Here is a 14533-nt window from a genome sequence, read left to right as displayed (position 1 = left end):
CTTACGGGTCGGCGCGCTCCGCATAGGCGGGTAGCGCGAGGTGATAGCGGATCGCGAGCGCGCGCAAGGTGAACCCTGCGCTCGCCGCGATCACCGCGGACCAGCCGACGGGGAGCCCCAGCAGGACGAGGATGACATAGGTCGCCGACGCCAGCGCGGCGGCGGTGACGTAGAGTTCGGGGCGCATCAGGATCGACGGCTCGCCCGCCAGCACGTCGCGGATGATCCCGCCGACACAGGCGGACATCACCCCCATCAGCGCCGCGGGCACCGGTGGAACGCCGTAGCCCAGCGCCTTGGCGGCGCCAAAGACCGCATAGGCGGCGAGCCCGACCGCGTCGAACCAGCCCAGCGCCTCGTCGCGCCACCACCGCGCGGGTGTCGTCCAGATCAGCGTCGCGACGAACAGGCACATGCTCGCTGCCCGCGCGTCGTGGATCCAGAACACGGGCGCGTCGATCAGCAGATCGCGGACGGTCCCGCCGCCGACTCCGGTGATCAGACCGAAGAAGATCAGCGTGACGAAGGTCTGCCCGCGCTTGGCCGCGGCGAGGGCGCCCGACGCGGCGAACACGGCGAGCCCGGCCAGATCGAGCCAGCGCGCGGCGGCGGGGAGGATTTCGGGCGGGAGGATGGCGACGGGCAGCATGGCCAGCGGCGTACCCGCTCCCGCGTCGCGCACAAGCCGGGATCGCGACTGGACGCCGATGAGACCTGCGCGTTTTTTGGTCCGCCCCGGCGTGCGCTGTGGAAAACTGTCTGTGGATAGCGGGGATAAGTTGTCGGGCGGCCTGTACTGCGCTGGATGAACGCGACGTTGTTTTGGGTTCATGCAACCGCCGGTAAAGTCCGACCGTTACGCAAACAGATCATTCAAATGGGAGTAAAAACGATGCGTAAGTTGATCATGGCACTGAGCGCGACCGCCCTTGTCCTGCCGACGATGGCAGTGCCGATTTCGGCGGCGGATGCACAGCGCGGCAAGCGTGAGTGGCGCGGGCGCGATGGCCGCGTCTATTGCAAGAAGAACAACGGTACCACGGGTACGATCATCGGCGGCGTCGGTGGCGCCCTGCTCGGCCGGACGATCGATACGCGCGGCGACCGTACGCTCGGCACGCTGGGCGGTGCCGCCGCGGGTGCGCTCGCCGGTCGCGCGATCGACAAGGGCAGCAGCAACAACAACCGTCGTTGCCGCTAAATAAAATCACGCGCCGCCATTTGGCGAGTTGCGCGTTGAGGAGGGGTGTCGCGGGAAACCGCGGCGCCCCTTTTTCATGTCCTGGAAGGAAGAACGATGACCACACGCAGCGGTTCGGCCAAATATGACGGCCTCGGCAAGAGCGGCAAGGGCCATGTCTCGACACAGTCGGGCGTGCTCTCGGACAGCCCCTATGGCTTCAACACGCGGTTCGAGAACGAGCCCGGTACCAACCCGGAGGAGCTGATCGCCGCCGCGCATGCGAGCTGCTTCACGATGGCGCTGAGCTTCGCGCTCGCGGGCAAGGGCTATGAGGCGGGCACGCTCGAGACCAGCGCGAAGGTGACGCTCGACAAGGACGGCGACGGGTTCAAGATCACCAAGTCGGCGCTGACGCTGAACGCCAAGGTCGAGGGTATCTCGCCCGAGGAATTCGAGGCGATCGCCGCGGATGCCAAGGCAAACTGCCCGGTGTCGAAGGTCCTGAACGCCGAGATCACGCTCGAGCACACGCTCGCCTGATCGGACGACGTGTCCCTGACGGCCGGCTGAACGAATCGTAGTTTGCGGTTCACGCAACTCCGGACGGCAGCCGGCCGTTCATCGCGCAAGACAGTCAGGAGACATTTGATGCGTATCGCGCTTCTTTCGGCAGCACTCGCGGCGACGGCATTCGGCGCGCTTCCCGCCACCGCGCAGTCCACGGTTCGCGGCGCCAACCAGGAGTATAACGACGAGGTCCGCGATGCGCGTCGCGACTATCGCCGCGACGTTCGCGGCGCCGATTCTGCGCGGCGACGTGCGCGATGCACGTCGTGAGTATCGCGACGAGGTGCGCGACGCGCGCCAGGATCGCCGCGGTGACATTCGCGACATCCGCCAGGATCGCCGCAACGACGGCCGCAACTGGCAAAGCTATCGCGGCTATGACCATAACCGCTTCGAGCGCGGCCAGCGCGGCTATTTCGCCGACCGCTATTACCGTGATGGCCGTTATTATCAGGAGCGTCGGCTCGGACGTAACGACCGCATCTATCGCGGCGGCAACGGCCGTTATTACTGCCGCCGCAACGACGGCACGACCGGGCTGATCATCGGCGGTCTCGCCGGTGGCGCGCTCGGCAACGTGATCGCGGGCGGCGGGTCGCAGCTGCTCGGTACGCTGATCGGTGCGGGCGGTGGCGCCGTGCTCGGCCAGTCGATCGATCGCGGCAACGTGCGCTGCCGCTGATCCGCGCGATACACGACGTGATGGGGCCCGGTGGCGACACCGGGCCCTTTTTCATGGGATCAGATGATGCCGCCGCCGAGCATCAGCCGCAGCGCGAAGATGATGATCAGCACGATGTTCAGGTTGCGCCCGGCATTGCCCGACGAGAGCGCACCGACCGACGCGCCGACGATACCGATCGGAATGACGAGCCAGTTCATCCATCCGAGCAGCGGGATGAACGCGACGAGGCCCAGTGCGAGGGTGACGAGGCCGATGAGGATCGAGACGATGTTGAGCATGCCCCGAACATGGCGAGTCGCGCCGCCCGCGACAAGACAAGCGCGGCGAACCCCTCTCTCCCGCTCTCCCGACCAAAAACGCTTTCTTCACGCCCGCCGGTGCATAAGGTCCGCGTGATGATACGCTCCCTCCCCGTCGTCGCGACGATCCTCCCGCTTGCGCTGGTCGCGTGCAACAAGCCCGCGGTCGATCCGCAGGACCTTGCCAGCCTCGATGCCGAGCTGACCAACGGCAATGCGGACGACCCGGCACTCCGCGCCGCGCTTGCCGAGCAGATCATGGTCGACCCCGCGCTGACGCAGTCGTCGAACGACGACGTGATTCGCCCGCCGACCCGCCCCGCATCGGGCGCGATCCCGCCCGACATGACCATCCGCCGCGGCGATCCGGTCGATCCGCGGACGCTGAAGCGTGCGCCCGCGCCCTCGACCGACTGTCCCGACTGCAAGGCCGCGGATGGCGCGCTGACGCTCGGCGCGCTCGCCGAACGGCAACGGACGCCGAACGCCGCGGCCTGCGCGCGCGCCATCGGCTATGGCGCGGGCTGGGCGAACCGGCTGCCGGCCGATCTTCCGCTCTATCCCGATGCGCGGCTGTCCGAAGCGGCGGGTGCGGACCAGCAGGGCTGCCGCCTGCGTGTCGTCAGCTTTTCGAGCGGCGCGGCGACCCAGCGGCTGCTCGATTATTACTACACCAAGGCTAGCACCGCGGGCTATTCCGCGGGGCATAGCACCGATGGTCGCCAGCACGTGCTGGGCGGCGTTCGCGGCGAGGATGCGTATGTGGTGTACGTGACCCCGCGCGCGGACGGCGGGAGCGACGTCGACCTGGTGTCGAACGCGGGACGCTGACGGGCCAAAGCCGGAGCGCGCGCAGGATAGACCGGGTAGCCACGCCGACACGTCGCCAAGCCGTGCCGCGCGCGCCCCGCCAACGCTGCTTTCCGTTTTGTGCGATCCGCGCTAGGGCGCGGGCATGTCTCCCTTCTTTACGTCATGGTCGGTGGTGCGGTCGGATCCGGCGCGCGCTATCTGACGGGTCGCGCGATGACCGCGCTGCTCGGTACGGGCTATCCGTTCGGCACGCTGGCGGTGAACCTCGTCGGCGGGCTGCTGATGGGCGTGCTAGTCGGCGTGCTCGCGCGCAATGCGGCGCCCGAGGGCTGGCGGCTGCTGGTGGGCGTCGGCGTGCTCGGCGGGTTCACGACCTTTTCCTCCTTCTCGCTCGACGTCGTCACGATGGCCGAGCGTGGCGCGCCGGGCCTCGCGCTCGGCTATATCCTGGTGTCGGTGATCGGTTCGATCGCCGCGTTGTTCGCGGGTCTCTCCGCAGTAAGGGCCGTCGCATGACCGCGGGCAAAAACGATAGCGATACGAACTTTCGCGAATACAATGTCGGGTTCGATGATGACGGCATCCGGCTCGACCGGTGGTTCAAGCGGCATCTGCCCGAGACGAGCTTCACGACGGTGGCGATGTGGGCGCGCACCGGGCAGCTGCGCGTCGATGGCGCGCGCGCGACTCCCGGCGACCGGATCGCGGCGGGGCAGATGCTCCGCGTGCCCCCGCCCGAGGCCGACAAGGCCGCGGCCGATGTGGACAAACCCCGGCGCGTCCGCGAGCGCGTCATCCTGTCGGACGAAGAGACCGAACTCGCGCAGAGCATGGTCATCCACAAGGATTTCCAGGCGTTCGTGCTCAACAAGCCGCCGGGGCTCGCGACTCAGGGCGGCACCAAGACGACGCAGCATGTCGACGGGCTGCTCGACGGGCTCCAATATGACAATGAGGGCCGGCCCAAGCTCGTCCACCGGCTCGACAAGGATACGTCGGGTGCGCTGCTCGTGGCGCGCACGAGCCGCGCGGCGGCGTTCTTCGCCAAGGCGTTTTCGGGCCGCACCGCGCGGAAAGTGTACTGGGCGCTGGTCGTCGACGTGCCCTCGATCGAGGACGGCATGATCGAGCTGCCGATCGGCAAGCAGCCGGGCACCGGCGGCGAGAAGATGCATGTCGACGAGGCCGAGGGCGCGCCCGCGCGGACGCGCTACCGCGTGATCGAGCGCGCGGGCAACCGTGCGGCGTGGGTCGAGCTGCAGCCGTTCACGGGGCGCACGCACCAGCTGCGCGTGCACATGGCGGCGATCGGGCATCCGATCGTCGGCGACGGGAAATATGGCGGCGCGGCGGCGTTCCTGACCGGCGGGATCTCGCGCAAGATGCATCTGCATGCGCGGCGCATCAGGGTCGATCACCCCGATGGCGGATCGATCGACGTGACCGCCGGGCTGCCGACGCATTTCGAGGAAAGCCTGAAGCAGCTGGGCTTCGACGAGAAGCTCGGCGACGCGCTCGTGCTCGACGAGAAGACGCCACCGTCGCGCGAGGAGATCAAGTCGCGCGCGCGGGCGCATGCCAAGTCGGTGCGCAAGGAGCGGCGTGGCGAGCGGCGCGGCCGCGGTGTCGTGGAGGACGTCAAGGCACCAGGTGGGAAGCCCGCGGGGCCGAAGACGGGTGGCACGCGGACGGGTGCGGGCTCGAAGTTCGGCGCGCCGCGGAGCGGGCCGCGGGTCGAAGGCGCCAAGCCTGGCGGGCGGGGTCGTCCGGGGGGAAGCCGGGTGGCCCGCGTACGGGGCCGGGTTCGCGCTGATCTAGCGGAGAGATCGGCACGCTAACCTAACACCACCCCGGCGGAGGCCGGGGCCCAATTGGAGATCGTGCGGTAACGCAGCGCTGCCTTCCGTCAGCAACGTCCCCCAATTGGGCCCCGGCCTTCGCCGGGGTGGCGGTGACGGCTGAGGGTGCCCGCCTGAATGTTCCCCCGCGAAGGCGGGGGTCCCGGAGCCACCGTCGTAGCGCTGCTTGATTCCTGGGCCCCGCCTTCGCGGGGGAACAAGATGAGGCGCAGGTTGGCTTACCCCATCCAGCCACGCAACAGCCGCCGCACGCCTTCGGTCACCGTGCCGAACACCATATGCGACGCGACGCTGTACAGATGCGTCGACGGTGCGGTCTTCCAGGGGGCCTCACCCAGACCCACCGCCGGCACCGCCGCCTCGTCGAGCAGCGCGGTGTTCGCCAGCGCGAACGCAGTGCCGTACCCCGCCGTCACCGCCGGCCGGTATTCCGCCGCGACCGCGTAGACGACCCCCAGCCCCGCCCCGAGCGCGTAATGCACTGCCTGCCCGGCGAGCGGCTTGCGACCGTCGGGGACATCGTGACCCACCACCGCCTGCGAGACCTTGTCCGCTGCCTTCTCGGTCGCAGGTTCCGCGTCGCTGTCCGACGACGACAGCGCGGCGACGCCCGCCTGGAAACGATCCATCACGAACGACGCGGCAAGCCCTGCGACCAGCCCTGCCGCAGCGGCGGCCCAGATGTTCGGGGTGTCGGTCGGTGCGTGCGCCATCGTGGATCTCCTGAAGTCTGCGACACGAACCGTCGAGGACGAGGCGCGTTCCGGTTTGGCGTTCCCTCGTCCGCCCGGCTGATCTACGAGGCAGGAATGCGTTGGAAAATCCCATGATCCGCCTTGCCGTGTTCGATTGCGACGGCACGCTCGTCGACAGCCAGGCGAACATCTGCGTCGCGTGCGAGCGCGCGTTCGAGAAGGCCGGGCTCGTCCCGCCGCCGCGTGGCGAAATCCGCCGGATCGTCGGGCTCAGCCTCGTCGAGGCGATGCAGGTGCTGCTTCCACAGGCCGACGAGACGCTGCACCGGTCGCTTGCCGCCGACTACAAGGCCGCGTTCCATGCGATGCGCGCGAGCGGCGAACTCGCCGACGAGCCGCTGTTCGAGGGGATCGCCGACGTGCTGACGACACTCGCCGACGACGGCTGGGTGCTCGGCGTCGCGACGGGCAAGTCGGACCGGGGCCTCGCGCATATCCTTGCCGCGCATGGGATCACCGAGCGGTTCGTGACGTTGCAGACCGCCGATCGCCATCCGTCGAAACCCGATCCGGCGATGCTGTTCGCGGCGATCGCCGAAGCGCGCGCGACCGCCGCGACGACCGCGATGATCGGCGATACGAGCTTCGACATGGCGATGGCGCGCGCGGCGCGGGTGCGCGCGGTCGGCGTCGCCTGGGGCTATCACGCGGTCCACGAATTGTCGGATGCGGGGGCGGACGTCGTCGCGACCGCAGTGCCTGAGCTGCTGCATATGGTGGCACGACCATGACCGACGCCGAAAAGCTGGCGCAGCGCCGGTGGTTCGTGCTGGTCGTCGTGCGGCTGGCGGGGGTCGCAGGCGCATTGCTCGGCCTCATCCTGATCGCGCGCGCGCATGACATGGGGCCGAAGATCCTCGGGACGGCGATCGTGCTGTCGGCGATGGCGATGATCGCGACCGTGCCGCGCAGCCTGGCGCATCGCTGGCGGAGTCCACCCCAATGAAGCGGTTCTGGAAAGACGTTGCGATCGATGCGGATCGCGTGGTGACGCTCGACGGCAAGCCGGTGCGGACGCCCGGGCGGCGCCCGCTCGCGTTGCCGACCGCGGCGCTGGCCGAGGCGGTCGCCGATGAATGGCGCAGCGTCGGTGAGACGATCGATCCGCGGACGATGCCGCTGACGGGGCTCGCCAATGCGGCGACCGATCCGATCGCGAACGACCCGACGCAATTTGCCGCGCGGCTGGCGGCCTATGGCGAGAGCGACCTGCTCTGCTACCGCGCCGAGGGTCCGGCGTTACTCGTCGAGCGGCAGGCGGCGGCGTGGGACCCGCTGCTCGACTGGGCGCGCGGCCGGTACGACGTGACGTTCGCGGTGACCGCGGGGGTGATGCACGTCGCGCAGTCCGATGCCACGATCGCACGGCTGCACGAGGCGGTCGCGGCGTATGACGATTTCCGGCTCGCGGGGCTGTCGCCGGTGGTGACGCTGACGGGCTCGCTGGTGATCGGGCTGGCGCTGATCGAGGGCCGACTCGATGCGGACGCGGCGTGGGCGGCGGCGGGTCTCGACGAGGACTGGTCGATCGAGATGTGGGGCGAGGACTGGCAGGCGGCCGAATTGCGTGAACTCAAGCGCCAGGAGTTCGCGCGCGGCGTGGCGTTCCTGGGGATGCTCTGACGTCTCGTCAGCCTGGACTCGATCCAGGATCCAGAGCCGCGGACGTCGAAGCTCTTTGCTCTGGATCCTGACTTTCGTCAGGATGACGGGGTCAGCGGGTCAGGCGGCGGATGAAGCCGATCAGGCCGGTCTGGCGCGAGCGCTTGAGGCGTTCGGCGGCGAGGATCGTCTTCACGCCGCGGATGCAGCTGTCGACGTCGTCGTTGACGAGCACGTAATCATAGCCGTCCCAGTGGCTGACCTCGTTCGCCGCGCGCGACATGCGCGCGTCGATGACTTCGGTCGAGTCGGTACCGCGGCTGGTAAGGCGGCGATGGAGTTCTTCCATCGACGGCGGGAAGATAAAGACGCGGACAACGTCGCCGCCGGCGATCTGGAACAGCTGTTGTGCGCCCTGCCAGTCGATGTCGAACAGCACGTCCTTGCCGGCTGCCAGCATCTCCTCGACCTGCGCGCGCGGGGTGCCGTAGCGATGGTTGAAGACATGCGCCCATTCGAGAAACTCGTCCTTCGCGACCATGTCGCGAAAGCCCTCGAGATCGGTGAAATGATAGTCCTTGCCGTCGACTTCGCCCGGCCGCATCCCGCGGGTCGTCACCGAGACCGACATCTCAAGCTCGTGCTCGTCCGCGAGCAATCGGCGCGCGATCGTCGACTTGCCGGCGCCCGACGGCGAGGACAGGACGAACAGGACTCCGCGGCGACGGAAACCATGCGGGTCGGACGGAAGTGTGTGGGGCATGCGCGCCCTTGCCGCGGACTGCGCATGGGCGTCAACCCATGCGCGGTCCGTGTGTGTCATTCGGACGGCGGATCAGTAGCCCGACTTGCGCGCCCGGTTGCGGTCATAGGCCTTCTTGGCCGCATAGCCGCCGCCGAGGATCATGCCGAGCGGACCCATGCGGCGCATCAGCCCCATTGCGACCACGCCCTTGACCGCGCCCGATGCGCCGCCCGAACCGTCGCGACGGCCCATTTCGCGACCAACCAATGCACTGATGATACGTCCGATCATGACTTAACCTCTCCGAAAACCTGGCCCTTGAGTTCCGCTGCACCGCGCAGCACCGCCCAGCCGATCGCGTAGGTCACGGCCAGCGGCACGACGATCTTGAGTACGTTGGCGGTGATCGCACCGATGATCGCGCCGTCCGCATTGCCGTCGTCGCCGCTGAGCGAGTCGATGCCTGCGCCGATCAGCGCGCCTATGGTCGTTGCGCCCACGTAATTTCTCCTTCGCGTGTGGCGGGTTAGCGCGCGAAGGGCGTTTGGGTTCCCGGTCTCGTCACCACTCGTCATCCTGACGAACGTCAGGACCCAGAGCCACGATCGTCTCGCTGAGTAATACTGGATCCTGACTTTCGTCAGGATGACGGTGGGGAGGTTGTACATACCACCCGTCATCCTGGACTTGATCCAGGATCCAGAGTTACGACGCGCAACGCTTTTGGCTCTGGGTCCTGACTTTCGTCAGGATGACGGGGTGGGATGTTAGCGGCCAAGCATCGACTCGGGCCGGACGACCCGGTCGAACGTTTCCGCATCGACCAGCCCGAGCGCAAGGCCGGCTTCCTTGAGCGTCAGCCCCTCGGCGTGCGCGTGCTTGGCGATCTTTGCCGCCGCGTCGTAACCAATCTCCGGCGCCAACGCCGTCACCAGCATCAGCGAGCGGTCCAGCAGGTCGGCGATGCGGTCGCGATTGGGCTCCATGCCGTCGACGCAGCGGTCCGCGAAACCCTCCATCGCGGTTGCGAGCAGGTCGATCGAGCGGAGCACGTTCGCGCCGATCAGCGGCTTGAACACGTTCAGCTCAAGATGGCCCTGCATCCCGCCGACGGTGACCGCGACATGGTTGCCCATCACCTGGCCGGCGACCATCGTCAGCATCTCGCACTGCGTAGGGTTGACCTTGCCAGGCATGATCGAGCTGCCGGGCTCGTTCGCGGGCAGGTCGATCTCGCCGAAGCCGCAGCGCGGGCCACTGCCCAGCAGGCGGATGTCGTTGGCGATCTTGGTGAGCGCGACCGCGAGCGTGTTGAGCGTGCCCGACAGGTGGACGAGCGGGTCGTTCGACGCGAGCGCCTCGAAGCTGTTCTCCGCGGGGATGAACGGATGGCCGGTCAGGTCGGAGACCGCCTTGCAGAAATCCTCCGCGAACCCCCTGGGCGCATTGAGCCCGGTGCCGACCGCGGTGCCGCCCTGCGCGAGCCGGTTGGTGCCGTTGGTGACGCCCGGCTCGATCCGGCGGCCGCAGCGATAGACCTGGTTCGCATAGGCGCCGAATTCCTGCCCGAGCGTCAGCGGGGTCGCGTCCTGCAGATGCGTACGGCCGATCTTGACGATGTCGGTCCACGCATCCGCCTTGGCCTGCAGCGCGGTCTTCAGCCGGTCGAGCGCGGGGAAGAGCTTGCGCGTCGCGGCGAGCGAGGCGGCGATGTGGAGCGCGGTCGGGAAGCTGTCGTTCGACGACTGGCTCATGTTGACGTGGTCGTTGGGGTGGACGGGCGACTTGCCGCCGCGCGTACCGGTCAGCATCTCGTTCGCGCGGCCGGCGATCACCTCGTTGACGTTCATGTTCGACTGCGTGCCGCTGCCGGTCTGCCAGATGACGAGCGGGAACTGGTCGTCGAGCGTGCCGTCGATGACTTCCTGCGCGGCCGACTCGATGGCGTCGGCGATTTTAGGATCGAGGCCGTGGGACCGGTTCACGCGAGCGGCCGCCTGTTTGACGAGCGCGAGTGCGTGGACGATCTCGATCGGCATGCGTTCGCGCGTGCCGAAGGGGAAGTTCTCGACCGATCGCTCGGTCTGCGCGCCCCAATAGGCGTCGGCGGGGACTTCGATCGGGCCGATCGAGTCGGTTTCTGTGCGGGTGGTGGTCATACAGGATCAACCTTCCGGGGCTTGCGCTGGATCCCTCGCCCCTTCGGGGAGAGGGAGGGAGGAGCCGCAGGCGACGGAAGGGAGAGGGGCGTGAGGCTTGGGACGCGTGTCACAACGCCCCCTCACCCTTCCCACCGCAAGCGCGGCGGGCCCCTTCCCTCTCCCCCGGGGGGAGAGGGAGAAACAATCACTTCTTCCGCTTGAAATCCACCGCGACGACGTTCGAGCCGTCTTCGATCGGCACCGCGGTGGGGCCGTCATTCTCGGGTTCGTCATGCTCGCCGAGCGCCTCGTCCGCGCCCTCCTGCGCCTGGAAGCGCAGTTCGAAGCTCACGGCAGGATCCTGGAACGCGGTGATCGCCGAATAGGGGATCACCAGCTTCGACGGAACCTGGTTGAAGCTGAGGCCGATCGAGAAGCGCGTATCGTCGACCACGAGGTCCCAATAGCGGTTCTGCATCACGATCGTCATCTCGTCCGGGAAGCGTTCGATCAGCCGCTTGGGGATGTCGACTCCCGGTGCCTGCGTCTTGAAGGTGATGTAGAAATGATGCTCGCCGGGAAGCCCGCCGGCCTCCGACACGGAGCCGAGCACGCGGCCAACGACGGCACGCAGGGCTTCTTGCACGATCTCGTCGTACGGAATCAGGCTATCGGGCAGTCCATCGCTCATTCCCTCTGGGTAGCGGTATTCGGATGCCGGTCAAGATTGCATGCGCCGTACGGTCCGTTATGGGAGTCGGAATGCGCACCGCCACGATTTCCCGCTCCACCGCCGAGACGGCGATCGACGTCACCATAAACCTCGACGGGACCGGCGTTTACGACGTCGAGACCGGCGTCGGTTTCTTCGATCACATGCTCGAACAGCTCTCGCGCCATTCGCTGATCGATCTCACCGTCCGCACCAAGGGTGACCTGCACATCGACGAGCACCACACCGTCGAGGATACCGGCATCGCGATCGGCCAGGCGTTCGCGCAGGCGCTCGGCGACAAGCGCGGCATCACGCGGTACGGCGATGCGCTCTCGCCGATGGACGAGACTCTCACGCGGGTGGCGCTCGATATTTCGGGACGGCCGTGGCTGGTGTGGAAGGACCTGTTTTCGCAGACGCGGCTCGGCACGATGGACACCGAGATGTTCGAGCATTTCTTCCACAGCTTCGCGCAGGCCGCCGGGATCACGCTGCACGTCGAGACGCTGTACGGCACCAACAATCATCACATCGCCGAGGCCGCGTTCAAGGGCGTCGCGCGCGCGCTGCGCACCGCGATCGAGATCGACCCGCGCAAGGCCGACGCGATTCCGTCGACCAAGGGGATGCTGTGACGCTCGCGCTGATCGATTACGGCGCGGGGAACCTGCATTCGGTCGAGAACGCGCTGCGCACCGCGGGCTGTAGCGACCTGATCGTCACGGCCGACGCCGATGTCGTCGCTAAGGCCGATCGGATCGTGCTGCCCGGCGTCGGCGCTTATGGCGCGTGCGCGGCGGCATTGCGCGCGGTGCCGGGGATGGTCGAGGCGCTGAACCGGCGCGTGCGCGACGAGGGCGCGCCGTTCCTCGGCATCTGCGTCGGCATGCAGTTGATGGCCGAGGCAGGCGAAGAGATGGGGACGCATGCCGGGCTCGGCTGGGTGCCGGGGCGCGTGCGGCGGCTCGAGCCGGGGACGATGGACGCGAAGGTGCCGCATATGGGCTGGAACGACGTCGTGCCGGCGACCGCGCATCCGCTGATCGCGCCGGGCGAGGCATATTTCCTGCACAGCTTCGCCTTCGAAGGCGCCGATATTCTTGCGACCACCGATCACGCCGGTCCCGTCACCGCGGCGATCGGCCGCGACACGATGATCGGCGTGCAATTTCATCCTGAGAAGAGCCAGCGCTACGGCCTGGCCTTGCTTGAACGTTTTCTGGAGTGGCGGCCGTGAGCCTTATCGTTTTCCCCGCGATCGACCTCAAGGCAGGGCAAGTCGTCCGCCTCGCCGAGGGCGATATGGACCGCGCGACCGTCTATGGCGACGATCCCGCGGCGCAGGCGATGCTGTTCGCGAACGCAGGCGCCGAGCATCTGCACGTCGTCGATCTCGACGGCGCGTTTGCGGGCGCCTCGGTCAATGGCGACGCGGTGCGCGCGATCGTTTCGCAGTTTCCGGGGCATGTGCAGCTCGGCGGCGGGATTCGTACGCGCGCCAATGTCGAGGGCTGGTTCGATCTGGGCGTGTCGCGGGTCGTGATCGGCACCGCGGCGCTCGAGGATCCCGACTTCGTGCGCGGTGTCGCGAAGGATTTCCCTGGCGGGATCGTCGTCGCGGTCGATGCCAAGGACGGCATGGTCGCGACGAAGGGCTGGGCCGATGTCTCGACCACCAGCGCGGTCGATCTCGCGCGGCGGTTCGAGGATGCGGGGGTGGCGTCGCTGCTGTTCACCGATGTGGGGCGCGACGGGATGCTCAAGGGCTGCAACGTCGAGGCGACCGTCGACCTGGCGCGGTCGGTCGACATTCCGGTGATCGCTAGCGGCGGGGTGAAGGGGATCGCCGAGATTCACGTTCTCGCCTTGCATGTCCGTGATGGCGTCGAGGGCGTGATTACGGGGCGCGCCTTGTACGACGGGCGGCTCGATCTCGCGGCGGCGTTGAGCGTGGCGAAGGCGGCATGAGGGGTCACGCGGAGACGCGGAGACGCGGAGATAGTGGTTTCGCGCAGAGGCGCAGAGGACGCAGAGCCGACCGCGTCAGCGGTCCCTCCATCCTCGCAGGCGATGGAATCCTACATGCTGCTGCAGGCACCCGCTTCTCTGCGTCCTCTGCGCCTCTGCGCGAAATAGCTTTCTCAGCAGCTTCGCCGCGTCTCCGCGTCTCCGCGTCTCCGCGTGAACAAATTCTTCGAGACGCCGCATGACCGTCCGCGCACGCGTGATCCCGTGTCTCGACGTCGCCGACGGCCGCGTCGTGAAGGGCGTGAACTTCGTCGAGCTGCGCGACGCGGGCGATCCGGTCGAGCAGGCGCGCGCCTATGATGCCGCCGGGGCGGACGAATTGTGCTTCCTCGACATCGGCGCCAGCCATGAGGGCCGGGGCACGATCCTCGACGTCGTGCGGCGGACGGCGGCGGTGTGCTTCATGCCCCTGACCGTCGGCGGCGGCGTGCGGACCGCGGACGATGCGCGCGCGCTGTTGCTGGCGGGTGCGGACAAGGTCGCGGTCAACTCCGCCGCGGTCGAGCGACCCGAACTCGTCGCCGACATCGCCGAACGCTTCGGCAGCCAGTGCTGCGTCGCAAGCGTCGATGCGCGCCGCTCGGGCGAAGGCTGGGAGGTGTTCACGCATGGCGGCCGGCGCGCGACCGGGATCGACGCGATCGCGCACGCGGTGAGGCTCGCCGAGCTCGGCGCGGGCGAGCTGCTCGTCACCTCGATGGACCGCGACGGCACGCGCAGCGGCTATGACCTCGACCTGATCCGCGCGATCGCCGACCGCGTCGCGGTGCCGGTGGTCGCAAGCGGCGGGGTCGGCGGGCTCGACGATCTGGTCGCCGGCATCCGCGACGGCCATGCCAGCGCCGTCCTCGCCGCATCGATCTTCCACTTCGGCCAGGCGTCGATCGGCGACGCGCACGCCGCGTTGGCGGCTGCGGGGATCCCAGTGCGGACCCCCTTGCGGTCGGCCTGACCGGTATGGCGACGCTGCCGCTGGTCGCGGTGCAGTCGGGGCATAGCGGCGTGGTGCATCCGCGCACCGGCCCCGAGACGTCGGACATCGCGCTGTTCGCGGTCGCCGCGATCGGCGTCTGGCTGGTCCGCCGCGCGCTGCGCAAGCGGTTCCTGAAGCGGCCGCCGCGCGCAAAGGATTGACCCGCCC

General features: G+C 68.1%; 23 protein-coding genes. 15 read left to right on the top strand and 8 right to left on the bottom strand.

Annotated features, from left to right (window positions below):
• Position 1: 1 nt before the first annotated feature.
• Positions 2-649 carry a trimeric intracellular cation channel family protein gene (locus QP165_RS12725; RefSeq protein WP_333997023.1) on the bottom strand — a complete coding sequence of 216 codons (648 nt, stop codon included), beginning with the start codon at positions 647-649 and terminating at the stop codon, positions 2-4.
• A gap of 243 nt (positions 650-892) precedes the next feature.
• Here QP165_RS12725 and QP165_RS12720 point away from each other — a divergent pair, with 243 nt between their 5' ends.
• The 4 genes from QP165_RS12720 (at position 893) to QP165_RS12705 (ending at position 2432) form a co-directional block, all read left to right on the top strand.
• Positions 893-1201: a glycine zipper 2TM domain-containing protein gene (locus QP165_RS12720; RefSeq protein ID WP_200916220.1), complete on the top strand. Its 309-nt coding sequence runs from the start codon at positions 893-895 to the stop codon at positions 1199-1201.
• A gap of 96 nt (positions 1202-1297) precedes the next feature.
• Complete coding sequence (locus QP165_RS12715; RefSeq protein WP_056019882.1) at positions 1298-1723, top strand: OsmC family protein; 426 nt, start codon at positions 1298-1300, stop codon at positions 1721-1723.
• A gap of 108 nt (positions 1724-1831) precedes the next feature.
• Positions 1832-2020: a hypothetical protein gene (locus QP165_RS12710; protein WP_333995928.1), complete on the top strand. Its 189-nt coding sequence runs from the start codon at positions 1832-1834 to the stop codon at positions 2018-2020.
• Positions 1947-2432, top strand: coding sequence for a glycine zipper 2TM domain-containing protein (locus QP165_RS12705; protein ID WP_333995927.1), 486 nt, complete (start codon positions 1947-1949; stop codon positions 2430-2432). Before QP165_RS12710 ends, QP165_RS12705 begins: the two co-directional genes overlap by 74 nt.
• Positions 2433-2491: 59 nt before the next feature.
• Here the strand turns inward: QP165_RS12705 and QP165_RS12700 are convergent, their stop codons facing one another.
• Positions 2492-2713 (bottom strand): hypothetical protein, encoded by a 222-nt coding sequence (locus QP165_RS12700; protein WP_056019876.1) that lies wholly within the window; start codon positions 2711-2713, stop codon positions 2492-2494.
• 117 nt (positions 2714-2830) lie between these two features.
• Here QP165_RS12700 and QP165_RS12695 point away from each other — a divergent pair, with 117 nt between their 5' ends.
• The 3 genes from QP165_RS12695 to QP165_RS12685 all read left to right on the top strand — a co-directional run bounded on the left by QP165_RS12695 (position 2831) and on the right by QP165_RS12685 (position 5385).
• Entirely contained in the window at positions 2831-3565 is a 735-nt protein-coding gene (locus tag QP165_RS12695; RefSeq protein ID WP_333995926.1) for a hypothetical protein, read from the top strand.
• Positions 3566-3664: 99 nt separating this feature from the next.
• Positions 3665-4063, top strand: a complete 399-nt coding sequence (gene crcB / locus QP165_RS12690; RefSeq protein WP_333995925.1) for a fluoride efflux transporter CrcB — start codon at positions 3665-3667, stop codon at positions 4061-4063.
• Entirely contained in the window at positions 4060-5385 is a 1326-nt protein-coding gene (locus tag QP165_RS12685; protein WP_333995924.1) for an RluA family pseudouridine synthase, read from the top strand. The genes crcB and QP165_RS12685 overlap by 4 nt, the downstream gene beginning before the upstream one ends.
• Positions 5386-5624: 239 nt before the next feature.
• Here QP165_RS12685 and QP165_RS12680 read toward each other — a convergent pair whose 3' ends face one another.
• The gene (locus QP165_RS12680; RefSeq protein WP_333995923.1) at positions 5625-6119 is read right to left on the bottom strand and encodes a DUF1440 domain-containing protein; all 495 of its coding nucleotides are present in this window, start codon (positions 6117-6119) and stop codon (positions 5625-5627) included.
• A 113-nt stretch (positions 6120-6232) separates the two neighbouring features.
• Between QP165_RS12680 and QP165_RS12675 the strand changes: the two genes are divergently transcribed.
• From QP165_RS12675 to QP165_RS12665, 3 genes are read left to right on the top strand one after another with little or no spacing between them, the layout of a single operon-like run.
• Positions 6233-6892 (top strand): HAD-IA family hydrolase, encoded by a 660-nt coding sequence (locus tag QP165_RS12675; RefSeq protein ID WP_333995922.1) that lies wholly within the window; start codon positions 6233-6235, stop codon positions 6890-6892.
• The gene (locus QP165_RS12670) at positions 6889-7107 is read left to right on the top strand and encodes a hypothetical protein (RefSeq protein ID WP_333995921.1); all 219 of its coding nucleotides are present in this window, start codon (positions 6889-6891) and stop codon (positions 7105-7107) included. Before QP165_RS12675 ends, QP165_RS12670 begins: the two co-directional genes overlap by 4 nt.
• Positions 7104-7784 carry an ATP12 family chaperone protein gene (locus QP165_RS12665; protein ID WP_333995920.1) on the top strand — a complete coding sequence of 227 codons (681 nt, stop codon included), beginning with the start codon at positions 7104-7106 and terminating at the stop codon, positions 7782-7784. Before QP165_RS12670 ends, QP165_RS12665 begins: the two co-directional genes overlap by 4 nt.
• 91 nt (positions 7785-7875) lie before the next feature.
• Here QP165_RS12665 and gmk read toward each other — a convergent pair whose 3' ends face one another.
• The 5 genes from gmk to QP165_RS12640 all read right to left on the bottom strand — a co-directional run bounded on the left by gmk (position 7876) and on the right by QP165_RS12640 (position 11340).
• Entirely contained in the window at positions 7876-8526 is a 651-nt protein-coding gene (gene gmk, locus QP165_RS12660) for a guanylate kinase (RefSeq protein WP_056019857.1), read from the bottom strand.
• Positions 8527-8598: 72 nt separating this feature from the next.
• A complete protein-coding gene (locus QP165_RS12655) occupies positions 8599-8799 on the bottom strand; it encodes a hypothetical protein (protein ID WP_333995919.1) in 201 nt (66 codons plus the stop codon).
• Positions 8796-9008, bottom strand: a complete 213-nt coding sequence (locus QP165_RS12650; RefSeq protein WP_333995918.1) for a hypothetical protein — start codon at positions 9006-9008, stop codon at positions 8796-8798. The genes QP165_RS12655 and QP165_RS12650 overlap by 4 nt, the downstream gene beginning before the upstream one ends.
• A gap of 267 nt (positions 9009-9275) precedes the next feature.
• On the bottom strand, positions 9276-10667 hold the full coding sequence (gene fumC / locus QP165_RS12645; protein ID WP_333995917.1) for a class II fumarate hydratase: 1392 nt from the start codon (positions 10665-10667) through the stop codon (positions 9276-9278).
• Between the two features lie 187 nt (positions 10668-10854).
• Positions 10855-11340 carry an SspB family protein gene (locus QP165_RS12640; protein ID WP_055873918.1) on the bottom strand — a complete coding sequence of 162 codons (486 nt, stop codon included), beginning with the start codon at positions 11338-11340 and terminating at the stop codon, positions 10855-10857.
• A 71-nt stretch (positions 11341-11411) separates the two neighbouring features.
• On the opposite strand from QP165_RS12640, the gene hisB reads away from it, so the two are divergent.
• The 5 genes from hisB to QP165_RS12615 all read left to right on the top strand — a co-directional run bounded on the left by hisB (position 11412) and on the right by QP165_RS12615 (position 14526).
• Entirely contained in the window at positions 11412-11999 is a 588-nt protein-coding gene (hisB, locus tag QP165_RS12635; RefSeq protein ID WP_056019841.1) for an imidazoleglycerol-phosphate dehydratase HisB, read from the top strand.
• Positions 11996-12601, top strand: a complete 606-nt coding sequence (gene hisH / locus QP165_RS12630; RefSeq protein ID WP_333995916.1) for an imidazole glycerol phosphate synthase subunit HisH — start codon at positions 11996-11998, stop codon at positions 12599-12601. The genes hisB and hisH overlap by 4 nt, the downstream gene beginning before the upstream one ends.
• On the top strand, positions 12598-13332 hold the full coding sequence (gene hisA / locus QP165_RS12625; RefSeq protein WP_056409225.1) for a 1-(5-phosphoribosyl)-5-[(5-phosphoribosylamino)methylideneamino]imidazole-4-carboxamide isomerase: 735 nt from the start codon (positions 12598-12600) through the stop codon (positions 13330-13332). The genes hisH and hisA overlap by 4 nt, the downstream gene beginning before the upstream one ends.
• A gap of 238 nt (positions 13333-13570) precedes the next feature.
• Positions 13571-14344, top strand: a complete 774-nt coding sequence (gene hisF, locus QP165_RS12620; RefSeq protein ID WP_056408835.1) for an imidazole glycerol phosphate synthase subunit HisF — start codon at positions 13571-13573, stop codon at positions 14342-14344.
• A 5-nt stretch (positions 14345-14349) separates the two neighbouring features.
• Positions 14350-14526, top strand: a complete 177-nt coding sequence (locus QP165_RS12615; protein ID WP_183936834.1) for a hypothetical protein — start codon at positions 14350-14352, stop codon at positions 14524-14526.
• Positions 14527-14533: the final 7 nt, after the last annotated feature.

This window comes from Sphingomonas sp. 22R3R2A-7, from assembly GCF_036856055.1.
GTDB lineage: Bacteria > Pseudomonadota > Alphaproteobacteria > Sphingomonadales > Sphingomonadaceae > Sphingomonas.
The sequence above is the reverse complement of the archived record's forward strand: the minus strand, read 5'-3'. Positions and strand labels throughout refer to the sequence as shown.